Annotated in this window: 21 protein-coding genes, 3 tRNA genes and 1 pseudogene; 17 read left to right on the top strand and 8 right to left on the bottom strand. The window is 70.2% G+C overall.

The window, feature by feature from the left end; all coding sequences use genetic code 11:
• Positions 1-36: 36 nt before the first annotated feature.
• The 11 genes and pseudogenes from ACN27B_RS10890 to ACN27B_RS10840 all read left to right on the top strand — a co-directional run bounded on the left by ACN27B_RS10890 (position 37) and on the right by ACN27B_RS10840 (position 7461).
• Positions 37-834: a polysaccharide deacetylase family protein gene (locus tag ACN27B_RS10890; protein ID WP_099163044.1), complete on the top strand. Its 798-nt coding sequence runs from the start codon at positions 37-39 to the stop codon at positions 832-834.
• Between the two features lie 155 nt (positions 835-989).
• Positions 990-1062, top strand: a tRNA-Glu gene (locus tag ACN27B_RS10885).
• Positions 1063-1095: 33 nt separating this feature from the next.
• Positions 1096-1169: transfer RNA gene (locus ACN27B_RS10880), tRNA-Asp, on the top strand.
• 75 nt (positions 1170-1244) lie between these two features.
• A tRNA-Phe gene (locus ACN27B_RS10875) sits at positions 1245-1318 on the top strand.
• 175 nt (positions 1319-1493) lie between these two features.
• Positions 1494-2204 carry an adenylate/guanylate cyclase domain-containing protein gene (locus tag ACN27B_RS10870; protein WP_422744757.1) on the top strand — a complete coding sequence of 237 codons (711 nt, stop codon included), beginning with the start codon at positions 1494-1496 and terminating at the stop codon, positions 2202-2204.
• Complete coding sequence (locus ACN27B_RS10865; protein WP_422744754.1) at positions 2201-2698, top strand: Pycsar system effector family protein; 498 nt, start codon at positions 2201-2203, stop codon at positions 2696-2698. The genes ACN27B_RS10870 and ACN27B_RS10865 overlap by 4 nt, the downstream gene beginning before the upstream one ends.
• 707 nt (positions 2699-3405) lie before the next feature.
• On the top strand, positions 3406-4098 hold the full coding sequence (locus ACN27B_RS10860; RefSeq protein WP_422744752.1) for a hypothetical protein: 693 nt from the start codon (positions 3406-3408) through the stop codon (positions 4096-4098).
• A gap of 38 nt (positions 4099-4136) precedes the next feature.
• A pseudogene (locus tag ACN27B_RS10855) lies at positions 4137-4298 on the top strand (helix-turn-helix domain-containing protein); the annotation flags it as partial.
• Between the two features lie 81 nt (positions 4299-4379).
• Positions 4380-5228: an ImmA/IrrE family metallo-endopeptidase gene (locus ACN27B_RS10850; RefSeq protein ID WP_422745903.1), complete on the top strand. Its 849-nt coding sequence runs from the start codon at positions 4380-4382 to the stop codon at positions 5226-5228.
• 547 nt (positions 5229-5775) lie between these two features.
• Entirely contained in the window at positions 5776-6315 is a 540-nt protein-coding gene (locus tag ACN27B_RS10845) for an SDR family oxidoreductase (protein ID WP_422744750.1), read from the top strand.
• A 396-nt stretch (positions 6316-6711) separates the two neighbouring features.
• The gene (locus ACN27B_RS10840; RefSeq protein ID WP_422744748.1) at positions 6712-7461 is read left to right on the top strand and encodes a phosphotransferase; all 750 of its coding nucleotides are present in this window, start codon (positions 6712-6714) and stop codon (positions 7459-7461) included.
• A gap of 82 nt (positions 7462-7543) precedes the next feature.
• On the opposite strand, the gene ACN27B_RS10835 is transcribed toward ACN27B_RS10840, so the two are convergent.
• Both ACN27B_RS10835 and ACN27B_RS10830 read right to left on the bottom strand, forming a co-directional pair.
• Positions 7544-7951, bottom strand: a complete 408-nt coding sequence (locus ACN27B_RS10835) for an ArsI/CadI family heavy metal resistance metalloenzyme (RefSeq protein ID WP_422744746.1) — start codon at positions 7949-7951, stop codon at positions 7544-7546.
• Between the two features lie 165 nt (positions 7952-8116).
• The gene (locus ACN27B_RS10830) at positions 8117-8323 is read right to left on the bottom strand and encodes a hypothetical protein (RefSeq protein ID WP_099163050.1); all 207 of its coding nucleotides are present in this window, start codon (positions 8321-8323) and stop codon (positions 8117-8119) included.
• A gap of 98 nt (positions 8324-8421) precedes the next feature.
• On the opposite strand from ACN27B_RS10830, the gene ACN27B_RS10825 reads away from it, so the two are divergent.
• Complete coding sequence (locus ACN27B_RS10825) at positions 8422-9177, top strand: hypothetical protein (protein ID WP_422744744.1); 756 nt, start codon at positions 8422-8424, stop codon at positions 9175-9177.
• On the top strand, positions 9174-9530 hold the full coding sequence (locus ACN27B_RS10820) for a winged helix-turn-helix domain-containing protein (RefSeq protein WP_422744742.1): 357 nt from the start codon (positions 9174-9176) through the stop codon (positions 9528-9530). The genes ACN27B_RS10825 and ACN27B_RS10820 overlap by 4 nt, the downstream gene beginning before the upstream one ends.
• A 13-nt stretch (positions 9531-9543) precedes the next feature.
• On the opposite strand, the gene ACN27B_RS10815 is transcribed toward ACN27B_RS10820, so the two are convergent.
• Entirely contained in the window at positions 9544-10362 is an 819-nt protein-coding gene (locus tag ACN27B_RS10815; protein WP_422744740.1) for a hypothetical protein, read from the bottom strand.
• 208 nt (positions 10363-10570) lie between these two features.
• Here ACN27B_RS10815 and ACN27B_RS10810 point away from each other — a divergent pair, with 208 nt between their 5' ends.
• Positions 10571-11086, top strand: a complete 516-nt coding sequence (locus tag ACN27B_RS10810; RefSeq protein ID WP_172967872.1) for an SRPBCC family protein — start codon at positions 10571-10573, stop codon at positions 11084-11086.
• Between the two features lie 17 nt (positions 11087-11103).
• Here ACN27B_RS10810 and ACN27B_RS10805 read toward each other — a convergent pair whose 3' ends face one another.
• The gene (locus tag ACN27B_RS10805; protein WP_422744738.1) at positions 11104-11808 is read right to left on the bottom strand and encodes a DUF2786 domain-containing protein; all 705 of its coding nucleotides are present in this window, start codon (positions 11806-11808) and stop codon (positions 11104-11106) included.
• A 37-nt stretch (positions 11809-11845) separates the two neighbouring features.
• Entirely contained in the window at positions 11846-12235 is a 390-nt protein-coding gene (locus ACN27B_RS10800; protein WP_091565673.1) for a hypothetical protein, read from the bottom strand.
• A gap of 166 nt (positions 12236-12401) precedes the next feature.
• On the opposite strand from ACN27B_RS10800, the gene ACN27B_RS10795 reads away from it, so the two are divergent.
• The gene (locus ACN27B_RS10795; RefSeq protein ID WP_099163055.1) at positions 12402-13739 is read left to right on the top strand and encodes an ABC transporter substrate-binding protein; all 1338 of its coding nucleotides are present in this window, start codon (positions 12402-12404) and stop codon (positions 13737-13739) included.
• 53 nt (positions 13740-13792) lie between these two features.
• Here the strand turns inward: ACN27B_RS10795 and ACN27B_RS10790 are convergent, their stop codons facing one another.
• Both ACN27B_RS10790 and ACN27B_RS10785 read right to left on the bottom strand, forming a co-directional pair.
• A complete protein-coding gene (locus ACN27B_RS10790; protein WP_099163056.1) occupies positions 13793-14536 on the bottom strand; it encodes an enoyl-CoA hydratase/isomerase family protein in 744 nt (247 codons plus the stop codon).
• The gene (locus ACN27B_RS10785) at positions 14533-15390 is read right to left on the bottom strand and encodes a 3-hydroxyacyl-CoA dehydrogenase family protein (protein WP_099163057.1); all 858 of its coding nucleotides are present in this window, start codon (positions 15388-15390) and stop codon (positions 14533-14535) included. Before ACN27B_RS10785 ends, ACN27B_RS10790 begins: the two co-directional genes overlap by 4 nt.
• Before the next feature lie 161 nt (positions 15391-15551).
• On the opposite strand from ACN27B_RS10785, the gene ACN27B_RS10780 reads away from it, so the two are divergent.
• The gene (locus ACN27B_RS10780; RefSeq protein WP_091565690.1) at positions 15552-15839 is read left to right on the top strand and encodes a hypothetical protein; all 288 of its coding nucleotides are present in this window, start codon (positions 15552-15554) and stop codon (positions 15837-15839) included.
• Between the two features lie 52 nt (positions 15840-15891).
• Here ACN27B_RS10780 and ACN27B_RS10775 read toward each other — a convergent pair whose 3' ends face one another.
• The gene (locus ACN27B_RS10775; protein ID WP_396824425.1) at positions 15892-16671 is read right to left on the bottom strand and encodes a class I SAM-dependent methyltransferase; all 780 of its coding nucleotides are present in this window, start codon (positions 16669-16671) and stop codon (positions 15892-15894) included.
• A 55-nt stretch (positions 16672-16726) separates the two neighbouring features.
• Between ACN27B_RS10775 and ACN27B_RS10770 the strand changes: the two genes are divergently transcribed.
• Positions 16727-17125 carry a PPOX class F420-dependent oxidoreductase gene (locus ACN27B_RS10770; RefSeq protein ID WP_099163059.1) on the top strand — a complete coding sequence of 133 codons (399 nt, stop codon included), beginning with the start codon at positions 16727-16729 and terminating at the stop codon, positions 17123-17125.
• Positions 17126-17177 lie beyond the last annotated feature (52 nt).

Here is a 17177-nt window from a genome sequence, read left to right as displayed (position 1 = left end):
AGTCCGTCTGACCCCGACCCCCTCCGGGAGCGACAGATGCGTCCCCGCACCCTGTTGGCGTTCGCCCTCGGCCTGGTGCTCCTCGTCACCGGCTGCGGCGATCCGGGCAAGACCCCGGAGAAGGTCACCGCCCAACCCTCGGCCTCGGCCACGGCGGAGCCGAGCCCGACCCCGAGCCCGAAACCGCGGCCGACCCGCACCACCCCACCGCCGAAGCCGAAGCTGCGGCCGGTGCCGAAGAAGCTGCCGCCGGGCCTGCACCGGGCCAGTGGGAGCCCGGGGGTGGCGTTGACCTTCGACGACGGTCCGGACCCCCGCTACACGCCGCAGATCCTGGCCCAGCTCCGGGCGGCCCACGTCACCGCGACGTTCTGCGTGGTGGGCCGGCAGGCCAAGCGCTACCCGCAGCTGGTCGCGCAGATCGTCCGCGAGGGCCACCAGCTCTGCAACCACAGCTGGCACCACGACGTGGACCTCGGCCGGCGCCCGGTGGCGGAGATCCGGGCGGACCTGGAGCGGACCAACCGGGCCATCCGCGCCGCCGCCCCCGGCGCGCCGATCACCTGGTTCCGGCAGCCCGGCGGCCGCTGGACCGCCGAGGAGCTCACCGTCGTCCGGCAGCTCGGGCTGCGTCCGCTGCACTGGAGCGTCGACCCGCAGGACTGGGACCACCCGCCGGCGAAGACGATCATCAAGCGGGTGGAGTCGGCGACCCACCACGGCTCGGTCGTGCTGATGCACGACGCGGGCGGCGACCGGACCCAGACGATGGCCGCCTGCCGGCGCCTGATTCCGGACCTCAAGCGGCGGTACGGGATCGTCCGGCTCCGGTGAAACCGCGTCTGACCTGCACTCTTGTCCGCCGGTGTGCCGACGGCCATACCGGTTTGGTCGTCCGAGGAGGCATGGCATATGCTTCTCATGCCTCCGGCGGGGCCGGATGGGAGCAAGTCCGCTTGAAGTTGCGAGTGTGCAATGATGGCGGGGCCGCCCTCATCGTCTAGCGGCCCAGGACGCCGCCCTTTCAAGGCGGTAGCACGGGTTCGAATCCCGTTGGGGGCACGGTCCGGCTCGCGCCGGATGCAACACCAGCCAGGTCCTGTGGAGCAGTTGGAGTGCTCGCCGCCCTGTCAAGGCGGAGGTCGCGGGTTCAAGTCCCGTCAGGACCGCAAGCGCTGACGCCGCGCACCTCATGCGCGGCGTTCTGCGTATCGGCCCATGCGGTAGCATGTGCCGAGCACCACGGCCAGGTAGCTCAGTTGGTACGAGCGTCCGACTGAAAATCGGAAGGTCGGCGGTTCGACCCCGCCCCTGGCCACATAGCCTTTCGCCGGGCTACAGCAACGCCGACCAGCGGAAACGCCGGTCGGCGTTGTTTTGTCTCAAGGGCCTTTGATCTTGGCGGGTTTGACCGTGGTTCACCTTGATCACCCGTTAGCTACCGGCCATTCTCGCACGCGGATCGCACACAACTTCATCACCGTGGAGAGACCATGGGGCTAGCAGACGACATCAGCACCGCTGTAGGAGCGGTCGTCAACTCGGACTGGAACGTACGCACCGGCACTGTGGTACCCACCACAGACAACGTCGCGCTCAGCAACGGGGCCGTTGAGGTTGACGCTGTCTACCTCTACGCCGACTTGGCCAACTCCTCGGGCCTCGCAAGGGACTTCGCCCCTAAGACCGCCGCGAAGGTGATCCGGGCCTACCTCGACGCAACATGTCGCGTTATCAAGTTCCGAGGCGGCGAGATCCGCAGCTTTGACGGAGACCGCGTGATGGCGATCTTCATGGGTAGCTCGAAGAACACCAGTGCCGCCAAGTGTGCCCTCAACATCAACTATGTGGTCCGCGAGATACTTCGGCCCACCCTTGAGGCACGCCTGACCTCGCTCAAGAGCAAAGGTTTTGAGCTGCGGCACTGCGTTGGCGTCGCGTCAGGGCCTGCGCTCATCGTCCGAGGCGGCGTTCGAGGCGGGAACGACCTTGTCTCCATCGGCCGACCGCCGAACGTTGCAGCGAAGCTCAGCGACGTCAGGGCTTGGCCCTACGCCTCGTACATCACCTCGGACGTCTTCAAGAACCTGCACGACGAGGCGAAGTACTCCGACGGGAAGCTCATGTGGGACGGCCCCTACAGCCAAGACGCTGGCGGGGCCGCTGTCACTGTCTACCGCTCGTCCTGGCAGTGGACGCCATGACGGTGCCAGACTCCACCGACACCGCTTGGAAGATCCACGCAGCGCTGGCCGACTGGACCGGCAAGGTAGACGCGAAGGCCTCGTTTGCCCTCACGATCGAGTCGGCGGTGTTGGCAGGAGCGGTCGGGCTGTCAAACTCCGGCTCCCGGTTCGGCAACCTGCACGGGGTGTGGCCGCTTCTCACCTTTTGGGTCGGCGTGGGCTTGCTGGCCGTAGCCGTAGTGCTGGCCGTCTTGGTGGTGATGCCGCGGACCAGGAACAAGAACGTCCCAACCGAATGGCCGGCCAACTTCATCTACTTCGGCCACCTTCAGCACTGGTCGCCAGAACCGCTTGAACAGGCCCTGCGTGATCTCGACCCTCTGCCAATGCTGAGCCGCCAGCTGGTGGTGATGAGCAGGATCGCCTGCACCAAGCATCGTCGGGTGCAGGAGTCGCTAGCGGCGGCCCTGGTTGGTGCCTTCTTGGTAGCGATCGCAGGGATGATCGTCTGACTGGCGGTGACTCCTTGTCGGGCCGACGCTGGACCTCCGGCCTCCCGGCGAGTGGTGGCCGCCAGTCTGCCTCCATCCCCCGGATAGATGCCAAGGACTGCGGCGGCCGATCGGGGTCACGGGTGGCCGTAGGCCATCGGCGTGCCGACGCGCAGCGCCCTTGAGGCCGTTCGGGTGGCGTAGAGAATCGGGCATCCGGGGGATGGTTCACGCCCTGGTCGCCGTCGTCATCGAACGGCGGGCGCCACCCAACAGACTCCGGGGGCAAGCAGCCCTGCTGCGCGGCAGCGATCGCCCCAACCAGGACGACGAGCAACCCCGACGGCGATCGTCACGGCCCCTTGCCGCTCATGCTCCCTGATTTCCGCCTGTGGCCAGCCGGCCCGGCCGATGCCGGCCGGAGGTCGCCAGCAGGCCGGGGCCGGGCCGGCGCGGCCCGCTTTGCGGGCCGCCTTGATCTGATACAGCGGAATTCGGCAACGCCTGACAGACGACTGCCGGCAGGACTAACCTCGACCCTCTCGGAGCCAGCTCACCCTGAGGCCCTCGCTCTCCGTCCGCCCTGCTTCCCACTCGTGGAACTTGCGCCGATCGAACGCGCGTTCTACGCTCTTGATCACGGCGGTGCGGCTCGACACGCCGAAGCAGGTTCCAAAAATTCGACCTCCTGGGAGGTACGGTTTTTGGAACCTGGATGAGGAGGGGCGATGGATCGCAACGAACTGGTCGAGCCGGAGGAAGTCTGGCTCACAGGGGATGAGGCTGAAGCCCGGCTGAGGCAGATGGGCTTGGAGCCGGCAGACCTGATCGAGCCGCTGGAGCTGGCCGCAGTAGACGCGGCGGGTTGCACCGAGGTGGATGCTCCCGGCGCTGCTGGGTACGTCTTCTGGACCCGAGGGAACCGCTACCTGAGGGAGCGATTGATCCCTCAGGGTTGGGGATGGACCAACAGGGACAACATCCTCCGAACCATCAGCCCTGACGGATCATTCAGCATCTCGGCAATCAGCGGAGCGGGGGCTGTTGGCGTGCCGGGAGGTCAAGTGCAGACACGCAACCCGAAGGGTGCCGCCGTCGCTACGCTTGTCCGTTACAACTACTCGGTCGCTGGTGGCGCGCGGAACGCTGATTTCCTCCCGGGGCTCGATTTCCCTGCGGAGCAGTTCGAACCCGACATGCATCCCACCTGGTTTTTGCTCTACAAGGCCACATCCGAAGGCATCATGTTCGAACTTTCGTTGCCAGTCGACATGCTGGGTAGCTCGGTTAATCGCTGGCGCGAGCACATCATTGTTGGACCCGCAGGGTACGGCGGTGACGGCGGCGTTAAGCTAGACCTGGACGTCTTCACCGATCAGATCAATGAAGTAGTGGACGTTCCCGTTGAGCGGATTGCCTAGATAAAGGCTAGAAACGAATGGATTGAGAGGTCAGGGTCATGTTGACGCCATCACGGCTTGTCGTGGCGAGGAAGCGGCGGCGCATGACTCTGGCCCAACTGGCAGTTGCGTCTGGGGTTTCGGTTCGAAGCATCACAGCCTTCGAGAACGGCCACAAACAACCTGGGTCCGACACTCTGGACGCACTTTCTGAGGCACTGCGCTTCCCGCGACCTTTCTTCCACGGGCCGCCAATTGACGAGATTCCTCTGGGCTCGGTTAGCTTCAGAGCTCTCTCGAAGATGAGCGCACTGGACCGCGAGGCAGCCCTTGGAGCCGGTCAGGTATCAGCTCTAATCAACGAATGGAACGAACGGCATTTCCGTCTGCCGGCGACCAACGTGCCGACACTCTCTCACTTAGGTCCCGAGGAAGCCGCGGAGCGTGTTCGAGCACTGTGGGGCTTGGGGGAAGCGCCCATCCCCAACATGGTGCACCTGTTGGAGGCCAACGGTGTCCGTGTATTCTCCTTGGCGGGAGACTGCGAGAGCATTGACGCATATTCCCTGAGGCACAAGGGAAGACCGTTTTGTATTTTGAATACCCGAAAGTCGGGCGAACGGGGCCGGTTTGATGCAGCCCACGAGTTGGGCCACTTAGTTCTTCATGCAGATGACAGGCTGGCCCACGGCGTGGAAGCCGAGGAGCAAGCCAACAAGTTTGCATCGGCATTCCTGATGCCTCGCGCCGGCATATTGGCGCAGTCCTTGCGCGATGCGACGCCAGACAGAATCCTGCTGGCTAAGCGTAAGTGGAAGGTAGCTGCCGTCGCCCTCACTTATCGCCTGCATGATCTAGGGCTGCTTTCCGAGTGGAAATATAAGGCCGTTTCGAAGCGGCTAGCTCAGTTGGGCTACCGGCGCGGCGAACCTGGCGGCATTACTCGTGAAAGCTCTCAGCTCCTAGGTAAGGTTTTCGCCTCTCTCCGTCACGATGAGGAGAGAATTTCGCTCGCAGACGCTTTAAGCCTCACGACCGAGGAACTGAATCTCCACGTTTTCGGCCTTGTGCCCATCGTCCTTGATGGTGGCCGGGAGGCGAGCCCTCCAAGCCGTCCACGTCTTCAGTTGGTTGGCGCGCGGCGCGGCTAAGCCGTGTCCCCTATGCGAGATAGCCGCTCTCGGATCCGTCGAGCCGCCTCGGTGGATGCGATCTCTGCGGAGTTGATGGTCAGGTCTGCGCCGGGGAGCGGTGGCGTGCCGTCCCATGCCCGGAGTCGGTCGCTGGTATCGCCGATTGCGCGAGCTTCTATCCGGTCCTCCGCTACAGCCCGTGGGCACCACACGTAGACGGTGAGCCAGTGTGCCCCTTCGATGGCGGACCTGACCGCCTCGACGGCTTGGACCTGGCCGAGATGCACGATGGGCACGTGGTCGGTGAGGTCGCTACGCAGCGCCGGTCGATCAACTACGTACCGGGCTCCGTACCGGTCGTTCTCCCACACCACATCTCCGCGGCATCGGAGGCCCTGGAGCCGTTCGACGGTGGCCATCCGATAGCCGGCGGTCCGCCCTGGTCCTGCTTCGAGGCGGCGGAACAGCCTGAATGTGGGATTAGCGTCGGTGAGAGCGCGGGTGATCGTGTCCTTGCCGGCAGCCGGCACAAGCGTTGGGCGCCGATGTACGAGAGCGCGGTGACATGAACCGCATCGTCGCGGCAGCGCAGAAGCTCGGCGGTCCTCACGTGCTCGTCAACAATGCCGGCGGCTGGACCCCGCAGCGGCAGTATCCGCAGGCGACCCCTGCCGAGTGGGCCGCGACGATCAGCTTGAACCTCACGGCCCCGATGCTCCTCAGTCAGCTCGTTCTGGACACCATGCGGGAACAGGGTGGTGGCGCGATCATCAACATCGCATCCAGCGGGGGCATTGGCTTCGAGTCCTACGGCTCGCCCGAGTACGGGGCCGCCAAGGCTGGTCTGATTCGCTTCACCACCAGTTTGGCCAGCTTGGAAAGTAGCCATGGGGTCCGGATGATGTGCGTAGCGCCAGACTGGATCGGGCTGAGCCGAGCCCAGGCCCAGTGGGAGCGCATGAGTGCCGACGAACGTGCGGCATCTCGCCCATTGATTCCTCCGGCCGAGGTTGTCTCCGTCGTCTTGAATCTCATCCGAGAGGGAGCCGGTGGAACCGTGGTGGAGATGTGGGGAGGTGATCAGCCTGTCGTACACGCCCCGTAGACCGGCGTTGGGCCTCCGCAATTCGGCAGATCCGGATGCCGTCTGCGGTCGCGCTCAGTGGCGGTAGCGGAGGTCCGCAGCGCGTCTCGGCAGCGCACGCCTGGTCAGAAATTAGGCTCGACCGATGAGGGCAGCTGACCGTGCATGGCGATGTTGCACGGCTGCCCCGGAACACATCACCATGCGGAGCTAGTTGCACGACGGGGTACGCAGACCGTCTGACCTGCAGAAATGCGGTGCCTGAAAATCGGAAGGACCGCGGTTCGACCCCTCCCTTGGCCACATAGCCTTTCGCCCTGCTACAGGAGCGCCGACCAGCGGAAACGTAGGTCGGGCGCTCTGCTTTGCGCTCGATGGGCCCGACCGTCCGGTCCGAGGGGAGCGTTAGGGTGCGGCATGACCGAGGTTCCGCTGACGGGTGGGCACATCGCTCGTGAGGTCGTCCGGATCGGCGGGACCGTGCACCGCAGAGGCGGCACGGAGAACGCGTTGAGCGTGCGGCTGCTCTCCCACCTGGAAGCCGTCGGCTACCCGTACGCGCCGCGGCACCTGGGAGTCGACCCACAGGGTCGGGAGATGCTCACCTTCATCCCCGGGGAAACCACGGACCACCCCAGCCAGCGGGCGGCCGGAGCGTACGCCCTGGGCGGGAAAATGCTCCGCGCCCTGCACGATGCCACCTCCGGCCACGCCCTGGCCGACGGCGCCGAGTGCGTCGTCCACGGTGATCCGGGTCCCTTCAACACGATCTTCCGGGACGGCCTCCCGGTCGCCTTCATCGACTGGGACTCGTGTCGCCCGGGCGACCGGTTCGACGACATCGGTTACATGGCGTGGACCTGGTGCATCCAATCGCAGGGCCACGTACCGGTGGCGGACCAGGCCCGTCACCTTCGTGAGCTACGCGACGGCTACGGCGATGTCGAGCCCCAGTCGCTGATCCGGGCCGTTCTGCGCAGGCAGACCGAGCTCGCCGAGGTGGAGGAGGCCAACCTGCGCGATCCGCGACACTCTCCCGCGCGGCGTCGCCACGCCGAGTGGGCGGTCGCGTGGGCGCGGGCGGACCGAGCCCTGGTCGTACGGCACGAAGAGGAGCTTTTCGCCGCCCTGGCCGCGCCGCGGCGACCGTTGGACCCGAGCGCGTAACCGTCGCCGGGCCGCGCGGAGATCCCCGGCCGGCGCGGACGCCGCCGGGGATCGTCACGCCGCATCGTCGGCGACCCGCCGCTCAGGCGCAGCAGGTGCCCTCGGCCGCCTTGGCCAGCTGCGGGGAGTCGGCCTTGACGGTGTAGACCTCCCACGGCTCGTCGCCCGGGCCGCGCACCCAGACCTTGTCCTGGAGCGCGTAGCAGCACTCGGTGTCGTTCTCCTCAAGCGTGACCAGGCCGGCGTCGGTGAGGCGGCCGGTGGCGGCGGCGACCTCGTCGGTGCTGGCCACCTCGACGCCGAGGTGGTCCATCACGGTGGGCCGGCCGGCCTCCCCTTCGAGCAGGACGAGCTTCAGCGGCGGGTTCTCGACGGCGAAGTTGGCGTAGCCGGGGCGGCGCTTGGCCGGCTCGACGCCGAACAGCTTGCTGTAGAAGGCCACGGAGCCTTCGAGGTCGGCCACGCGCAGGGCGAGCTGGACACGGGACATGACGTCTCCTTGTCTAGATGTTCTTCGAAGCAGTTCCCAGCCTGCCCACTGTTTTGAGATCTGTCAACCTAGAGGATCGTCGAAACAGCCGCGGGGACGGCGGCGCGTGAGATCAGGCTGCGGGTCGCGGCGCCGGTCGCCGGCCTCCGACGCGACCGACGTGACTCACTGCGGCGTCTGGCCGCGACGCCACACCTCGCTCTGCACGCCGTGCCGCTCGGCGGTGTGCCGCTCCTGCTCCAATCGCGCGGCCCGCGCGGCGGCGGTGTCCTCCGGCCCGGACAGCCGCGCCCGGTCCCGGCGGGCCACCAGGACGAACGCCCCGATCATCAGCACCGCGATGACCACCAGCAAGCCGACCAGCGCTCTCATGACGTCGAGCGTAGGAAGAAATGTCAATCCTCTTGCGCCTCAAGGTTTGTAATGCAAACCTGTTTGGGCCACAGCAGCTCGACGCCCCGGGAGGAACCATGTCATCCGCACCGTCACCCCATGAGGAGAGCCCGGAGGAACTGCTCGATTCGGTGACCACCCTGCGCCGCAGAGCGCGGGCGGCCCGACAGGCGTACTGGTTCCCGCTCCTGCTGTTCGGCGTGCTGACCGCCGCGGCCGCGCCGCTGTACGTCGAGTCGACGGAACCGGCCGCCCTGCGCGCCACTCCGGACAACCCGCCGCTCACCGGCCTCGGCGGTGACTTCCTGGAGCGGTCGGCCGCGCTCGGCTGGTACTGGCTGGCCGCGCTCGTCGGCGGCTACCTGCTCAGCCTCGCCTGGTACCGGCGGCACGGCCGGCGCGCCGGCGTGCAGACCCCGACCCGGGCGTACGTCGTCGCCGGCATCGCCGGCACGCTCGTCGGCCTCGTCCTCCCCGTCGTGCTGGAATTCCTGCTGTTCAACACCGCGGCACCGGTGTCGGACGGCACCCGGTGGCTGACCGGCCCGCTGCTCGGCGCCGCCAACCGCGGCATGCTGCCGCACCTCGTCATCGCCCTCGGCCTGGCGGTCCTCGCCCACCTGGAACGCAGCCGACGCCTGTGGCTCGTGGTCGGTCTCCACACCGCCGTGCTCGTCGCGGTGAACGCCTGGTTCCAGGTCGCCGACCTGCAACCGGGCGACCTCCACCGGTTCAGCTTCATGCTGGCGGCCCTGCTTCCCGTACCGGTCCTGCTGATCGGCGGGGGTGTCGCGCTCGCCGCCACCAGGCAGCAGCACAATGGGTACGCGTGAGCACCGAGGACGGCCCCCGCAGCGCGCCGGCGTACCCGACGAACGGCCTCGACGACACCGTCCACCAGCGGCACCGGCTCGGCATCCTGACCATCGCCGCGGAGAGTGAGCGGGTGGAGGTCGTCTATCTCCGGGAGGCCCTCGAACTCACCGCGGGCAACCTGTCGAGGCACCTCACCGTGCTGGAGGAGGCGGGCCTGATCCAGGTGGAGAAGGGTTACCACGGTCGTCGTCCGAGAACCTGGATCCGGATCACCCGGGAGGGCCGGCGGGCCCTGCTCGCCGAGATCACCGCCCTGCGGGCGCTGCTCACCCGCCACACGGCCCTCGGCCCCGGAGCGGACCCCGCCTGAGATCGCGGATCCGTCAGCGGCCCCGGCGTGGAGGGCGGTTCTGGGCCATGCCGCCCTGGATCGCCTCCCACACGCTCCGGCCCGCCTGCCGCAACGTCTGCCCGGCCTGACCCGCCAGCTGCGCCGCGCCGGCGGCCGAACCCGAGCCGGCGTCGTCGCTCGTACCGCCCGCACCACCCGACCCGGCGTCGCCGCTTCGACGACCCTCGCCGCCCGGCCCCGCGTCGCGGCCGGAGTCCCCGTCTCCCGAGTCGGCGTCAGGAGCGGAGCCCGAACCGGCTTCGGGCCCGGCCTTCGGGCCTTCGCTCTCGCGGGCAGGGCCGCTGCCGACCCCCGAACCGGCGGCGAACTCGGCCGCGGTCTCCTCGGCCGGCCGGACCGCCGATGCGGTGACCTCGGCCGCCGCCCGGTCCACGACCGGTTCGCCGAGCCGACCGGCCGCGCGGTGCACGTCCTCGACCGTCGCCCCGACCGACCGGGCCAGCGCGTCGATCACCTGCGGGTTCCGGTCGATGGTGGTCAGCGCCCGGTCCAGGATCTGCACCAGCTTCTCCAACCGGACCTTGAGCAGCGCCTCGGCCCGGACGCCGGTGATGTCCAGCTCGACGCCCTCGAGGTGCACCCGGACGCCCGCGTCGAGCTGGAGCAGGTTGGCCAGCCGGGCCCGCAACGACAGGTCCGCGTCCAGCCCGTCGACCGTCAGCCGGATCTCGTCGACCGACAACTCCGGCACATCGAGCAGGACGTCCGGCTCCGGCCCGGCGCCGCCCCCCTGCTCCGGCCGCTCGTCGGCAGGCTCCGGCCCGCGTTCGCTGGCTCGACTCTCGCTCATGCTCCCCGCTCCCCCGTCGGCCGGTCCGTCCGGTCCGGGTCAGCGGCGGTTACCCGCTTTGCGGTACGGCATCCGTCGGCCGCGACCGGGTCCCGTCGATCGACGATTCCGCCCGTCCCCGGCTGTCGGAAACACGGGCTTCCCGCTGTCCGGAAGCGGGCGCGACGAAAGCTGCACAGCGAGACATGAGCCGGTATGGTCCGGGCCTATGGGACAGGAGATGGCCGATCCGGACGAGGTCCGGCAGGAATCCGACCGCTTCTCCCTCCGCAGCAGCCTCCTGGTCCCCGTGCCCGTGGAGCGGGCGTACGCCGTCTTCACCGGCGCGCTGTCCGACTGGTGGGTCCGCGAATACACCTGGTCCGGGCCGCAGGCGCTGGCCGGGCTCGGCATCGAGCCGCGGGCCGGCGGCATGCTCTACGAGATCGGCCCCTACGGCTTCCGGAACGACTGGGGTCGCGTGCTGACCTGGGACCCGCCCCGGCGGCTGGTCTTCACCTGGCAGATCGGGCCGGACCGGGTGCCGGTGCCGGACCCGGCGCGGGCCAGCGAGGTGGAGGTCCTCTTCCATCCCGAGGACGCCGGGTCGACCCGGGTGGACGTGGAGCACCGCTACTTCGACCGGCACGGCGCGGCGGCCGAGGGCTACCGCCAGGCGCTCACGGCGGGCTGGCACGAGCTGCTCTGCCGCTACCTGGCGACGGCGGCCCGCGCGGAGGACTGACCGGAGCCGAGAGGCGGTCAGCCGGTGATGCCCCGGCCCACGCCCGGGCCGCCCAACCCCGTCCCGCCCAGGTCGGCCCGCCGGCCGGCGTCCGCGCCCGAGCGGTAGCCACCTCCGGCGAGGCGGCGGCGCGGGGCGGTACGCAGCCGCGGGTACACCTCGGCGAGCCGCCGCTGCACACGGTCGGAGCGGTCGGCGAGCACCAGCGCCATCGACGGCGCCCCGGCCTCGGCGACCGCGCCGGCCTCCGCCGCGCGCAGCCGCTCGGCGACGACCTGGGCGAAACCGGCCAGCCAGGTGCGCCGGTACGCGGCCGGATGCTCGCCGTCCGGCACGACCGCCCCGGCCAACCCGTGGGCGGCCTGCACCAGCAACGAGGTGAAGAGCAGCTCGGCCCGTTCCAGGTCGCTGGCGAAGCCGAACAGGTGCATGGCGAACCCGGAGCCCTGCCGGCGGCGTACGCAGCGGCAGCGCAGCGGGTCGGCGACCGCCGCGAGCAGGCCGGCCTTGTCCCGGGCGTACGGGGCGACGACCTCGACCACCCGGTCGCCCACCGGGTCACGGGTCGGGTCGGCGGCGGCCAGCAGCGCGCGGTCGACGCCGTAGCGGGCGATCAGCTCGGTCGCCTTGGCCATGAAGGCGGCCGACTCGGCGGGGGTGCAGGCCGGGTCCTCGGCCTGGGCGAGCAGCTTGCGCACCTTGCTGAGCATCGCCTCGGACATGCCCCAGAGCTATCACAGCGCCGTCGGGTGCGGGCGTTCAGTCCTCGCGACTGCGCAACGTGGCGATGGTCGAGCCGGCCAGGGTGAGCAGGCAGTCGGGCAGCAGCCCGTCGGCCGCCGCCGCGCCGAACAGCGCCTCGCCGGTGTCGGCGTCGTCGTTGGCGCACGCGCTGACGAAGCGCGCCACCCAGCGGGTGTCGTAGTCGGCCTGGTCGATGCCGGGGAAGTCGAGCGCGGCGGCGCCGGCCGGCGCGTCGTCGCCGAGCATGGTGGCGGCCAGGCACCAGGCCACCCCGTACGCCCCGGACAGCCCCGAGCGGTCGACGACCGCGTCGAAGGCGCCGACCACGCCGGCGCCGTCCCCGACCAGCGCCGAACGGAGCACGGCGGTCGCGTCGTCCAGCGTCTGCTGTGCTTCGTCGGTCACCTGCGGAACAGTAGCGCCGGGGGTCAAGCGGTGACCCCGGATCGGCCCGACGATCACGCACAGTGATTCCCGCAGTCGGGGTGCCGACGGAGCCCACTCCACAGTCCCGCCCGCCGCGTCGGCACGCTAATGTGCGCAGCGGACCTTCGCCCGAGGAAGGACGACCATGCTGAGAACACGCACGTCGCGCGCGGCCCTGTCCACGGCCTGCGCGGCGCTCCTGCTCGCCACCAGCGCCTGCGGGAGCGACGAGCCGAAGGACGCGACCACCACCCAGGTACGCCTCTACGGCACCGACGGCAACATGCTCAACTCCTACGCCGCGTCCCTCAAGGACCGGGCGGATCTCCTGAACGGCATGAAGGGCACCACCCCTCTCACGCCGCTGCCGGAGAGCTTCAAGGAGCGGCTACGCAACGTAGACCCGAAGCTGACCGACTATCTGTACTCGGCGGAGTCGTACGACGCCGTGGTGATCAGCGCGCTGGCCGCCCAGCTCGCCGGCACCACCGCGCCGGCCGAGATCGCCAAGCAGATCGTCGGGGTGACCACCGGCGGTCAGCGCTGCGACGAGGTGGCGGCCTGCCTCCAGCTCGCGCGCGCCGGGCAGGACATCGAGTACCGGGGCGTGTCGCTGACCCGGGCCGGGTTCACCGACACCGGCGAGCCGGCCACCGCGAGCTACGGCACGTTGCACTTCGACAACGAGAAGATCGACGACGCGAAGACCGAGTTCGTCGGCGCGGGTGAGGACTCGGGCGCGAGCAGCAAGGCTCCGCCGCGTGGTCGCAAGGTGCGCGACGGCAAGGCAAAGGACGCCCCGCTGGTGCTCGGCGGCCTGCTGCCGAAGACCGGTGACCTGGCGCTGGCGTACCCGCCGATGGCGGCCGCCGCGGCGCTCGCCCTCGCCGAGGTCAACGCGGCCGGCGGCGTGCTCGGCGAGCCGGTGAAGTGGGTCGACGGCGACGACGGCACCAACCCGGCGGTGGCGAAGGCGACGGTGGCCTCGCACGTCGCGCAGGGCGTCCAGGTCATCATCGGGGCCGGCGCCTCCGGCATCTCCCGCGCGGTGCTGCCGGACGTGGTGGCCGCCGGCCGGATCCTGTTCTCGCCGTCGAACACCGACGCGGGCCTGAGCACCGTGGACGACAAGGGGCTCTACTTCCGCACCGCGCCGCCGGACAGCCTCCAGGGCCGCGCCCTGGCCGACGTGATGCTGCGGGACGGGCCTCGCAAGATCGTGATCCTGGCCCGCAAGGACTCCTACGGCGAGGGTCTCCAGGAGAACGTCCGGGCCGAACTGGAGAAGGCCGGGGTCGGCGCGGACCGGCTCAAGCTGCTCACCTACCTGCCGCCGGAGGACCCGAACACGCCCGTCGACTTCGGTGGCCTCGCCCAGGAGATCAAGGGCTTCGGTCCGGAGGCGGTGCTGCTGATCGGCTTCGGTGAGTCCATGCCGGCGATCATCGCGCTGGCCGACGCCGGGATCCAGATCACCAGCTGAGACGCGCGTACGGCGAGGGCCGCACCGGGACGACCGGTGCGGCCCCCGCCGTCTCAGCGGGCCTTCCGGCGTTCCAGGAACTCGGTCATCCGCCGCCGCTTCTCCTCGTCCTCGAAGAGCACGGCCTGGCTGAGCAGGTCGAGCTGCGGGTGCGCGGCCGGCGGCGCGTCCACGGCCAGCTTGGTCAACCGCAACGCCAGCGCCGAGCCCTTGGCCATCTCGTCGAGCAGCCCGTGCGCGGTGGGCAGCAGCTCCGCCGGGTCGGCCACCACCCGGTTGACCAGACCGATCCGCAGCGCCTCGTCGGCGTCCACCCGCCGGCCGGTGAAGAGCAGCTCCTTCGCCCGGGCCTCGCCGATCAGGGCGGGCAACCGGTAGGTCGCGCCCGCGCCGGCCAGGATGCCCAACCGCACCTCCGGCTGACCGAACATCGCACGGCCCGTGCACACCCGCAGATCGCACGCGTACGCCAGCTCGGCCCCACCGCCCAGCGCCGGGCCGTCGACCGCCGCCACGGTGGGCATCGGGAGCGCCCGGATCCGGGCGAAGACGCCCTGGTTGATCGCGGCCAGCGCGTCCAGCCGGCCGCGTTCGCGGAGCTGGGCGATGTCCGCGCCACCGGCGAAGATGCCCGCGGCGCCGCCGGTGAGCAGCATCAGCCGGGGCCGCGCCTCCAACTCGGCGCAGACCGCGTGCAGTTCGCCCACCAGGTCGGCGTCGATCGCGTTGCGCTTCTCCGGCCGGTCCAGCGTGACCACGAGGCGGTCCGGCAGTTCCTCGATCCGCAGCCCGCTCATCGTTTCACCCCGTCTTCCCAGGTGTAGAAGCCCTGGCCGGACTTCTTGCCCAGCTTCCCGGCGGCCACCATCTCGACGAGCAGCGGCGGCGGCGCGAACCGGTCCCCGTACGCGGCCTGGAGGGTGCGCGCGATGTCGAGCCGGACGTCCAGTCCGACCAGGTCGGTCAGCTCCAACGGGCCGACCGGGTGCCGGTAGCCGAGCACCATGGCCTTGTCGATGTCGGCCGGGCTGGCCACCCCGTCGGCCACCATCCGGATCGCCTCCAGGCCGAGCGTGACGCCGAGCCGGGAGGTGGCGAAGCCGGGCATGTCGCGTACCACGACGGGGTCCTTGCCCAGCCGGCCGGCGAGCGCGACGGCCGCCTCGGTGGTCTCCGGCGCGGTGGCCGGGCCGATCACCACCTCCAGCAGTGCCATCGCCCAGACCGGGTTGAAGAAGTGCAGCCCGAGGAAGTCCGCCGGGCGGTCCAGCCCGTCGGCCAGCTCGGCGATCGGGATGCTGGAGGTGTTGCTGCCCAGCAGCACCGGTCGGCGGCCCTCGGCCTCGCGGAGCACGGCCCGCTTGAGGTCGAGCCGCTCGGGCACCGCCTCCACGATCACGTCCGGCCCCTCGGCCACCTCGGCCAGGCCGGCGCGCAGGGTGACCCGCGCCCGGTTGGCGGTCGCCGCCTCCTCGGTCAGCTTGCCCCGCCGCACCCCGCGCTCCCACAGCTCACCGAGCCGCCGGACGGCGTCGGCGCCCCGGGCCGGGTCGACCTCGACCAGTTCGACCGCGTACCCGGCGCCGGCCGCCACGTACGCGATGCCGAGGCCCATGGTGCCGGCCCCGACGACCACAAAACGACCACTCATCGACGTCCCCTCGCCGCGGCGGGGGCGGGCGGGGTCTCCGCCGCGCCGGGCCCGGCCGCTCGCTCCTGGATGCGACCCTATGCAGGGCCGGGCCGCCGGGCATGCGTGGGGGCGGAGCGGACGGGGTACAGACGGCCGTCAACGCCGAAGGAAGGATCGAGATGAGCCAGGCACCGGAGAGCGCGCAGAACACCGAGACGGTCGAGACGCGCGGCGACGAGCGGGTGGACCTGCTCCGCGCGGACACCAACAACGACGGCAAGACCGACGTCTGGGTGGTGGACACCGACGGCGACGGCAAGGCCGACCTGTTCCAGTTCGACACCGACGGCGACGGCAAGGTGGACATCACCATGGTCGACATCGACGAGGACGGCACCCCGGACGAGGTGGTCGACGGCGACGGTGGCCTGCCGCCGGAGCAGACGACCCCCACCGTCCAGGTCTGAGATGCAAGGAAGGGCCCCTTGTTAACGCGTAGGCGCTTGAAAGGGGCCCTTCCTAACGCCGCAGCGCGAGCGTGGCGAGGTAGTAGGGGTGGTCGGTGTCGTCCACGTCGGTCAGTCGCCACGGTGAGCCGTGGACCAGCTCCGCGAACTCCTCGGGCGAGCAGACCAGGTAGTCGAACCACTCGGTGCCGAGCAGCCGGTAGCGCAGCCGCAGCCGCAGCTGCCCGCCCAGCCGGCCCCGCCGCCGGTTCCGCTCGTGGTAGCCGGTGTGCACCGGGTCGGTGGTCCCGTACGGGTCGGTGCCGTGCGCGATCACCGTCGCCCCCGGCCGGGCCAGCGCGGCGAGCGCGGCCAGCAGCGCGGGGGCCCGCTCCCGCCCCTCGAAGAGGCCGAGGTTGTTGCCGAGCAGCAGGAACGTGTCGTAGCGCCGTCCGTCGGCGACGTGCTCGTCGACGGTGCCGTGCACCAGCTCGCGTACGCCCCGGTGCCGACTGACCCGCAGCGCGCCGAGCGAGGTGTCCAGGCCGGTGACCGGCACGCCGCGCTCCTGCAGGTGCAGCGCGATCCGGCCGGCGCCGACGCCGACGTCGAGCACGTGCCCGTGGACCCGGTCGACCGCCCGGTGGTCGTGCGGCTGCCAGCGGTCCGGCGGGTCGAGGTAGTGCCCGGCGGGCGCGCCGTTGACCAGCCCGTCGTCGCGCTCGATGATCTCGATGACCGGGCGGGGCAGGCGCCCGCCGGCCATCGGTCGGGGACCGACGCCGGTCGCCACCGCGTACGCGTCGCGGATCATCTCGCCGAACACGTCGCCGATCTCGGGTTCCCCGGTCATGAGAGAGCACGCTATCCGGGCTCGGCGCCGCTGTCGCAGCCGTATCCTGGGCGGCGTGACCGACCTGGACCGCCTGGCGGCGGAGAAGTACGTCCTGCTCACCACGTTCCGCAAGGACGGTCGGGCGGTGGCGACCCCGGTGTGGGCGGTGCGCGACGGCGACGCGCTGGCGGTGTGGACCGTGTCCGACTCCGGCAAGGTCAAGCGGATCCGGCGCGACGGCCGGGTCACTGTCGCACCGTGCGACGTGCGCGGACGCCCCCACGGGGAGGCGGTGCCGGCGCACGCGACGATCAGCGACCAGGAGAGCACGCGGCGGATCCGGGGCCTGCTCAAGCACAAGTACCGGCTGATCGGCCGGCTGAGCCTGCTGGGCAGCCGGCTGCGCCGGGGGGAGGGCGGCACGGTGGGGCTGCGGATCGTCCTGGACGGACCGGCCCCCGGACACGATTAAGGGCGGTGGCCCGTCGGCCGACCGCCCCTGATCGGGATTTCCTGAGGAACTT

It is taken from the genome of Micromonospora sp. WMMD754 (assembly GCF_049315235.1).
Classification (GTDB): domain Bacteria; phylum Actinomycetota; class Actinomycetes; order Mycobacteriales; family Micromonosporaceae; genus Micromonospora; species Micromonospora sediminicola.
Note: the sequence above shows the minus strand (reverse complement) of the source record. Positions and strands in the feature narration are given on the sequence as shown.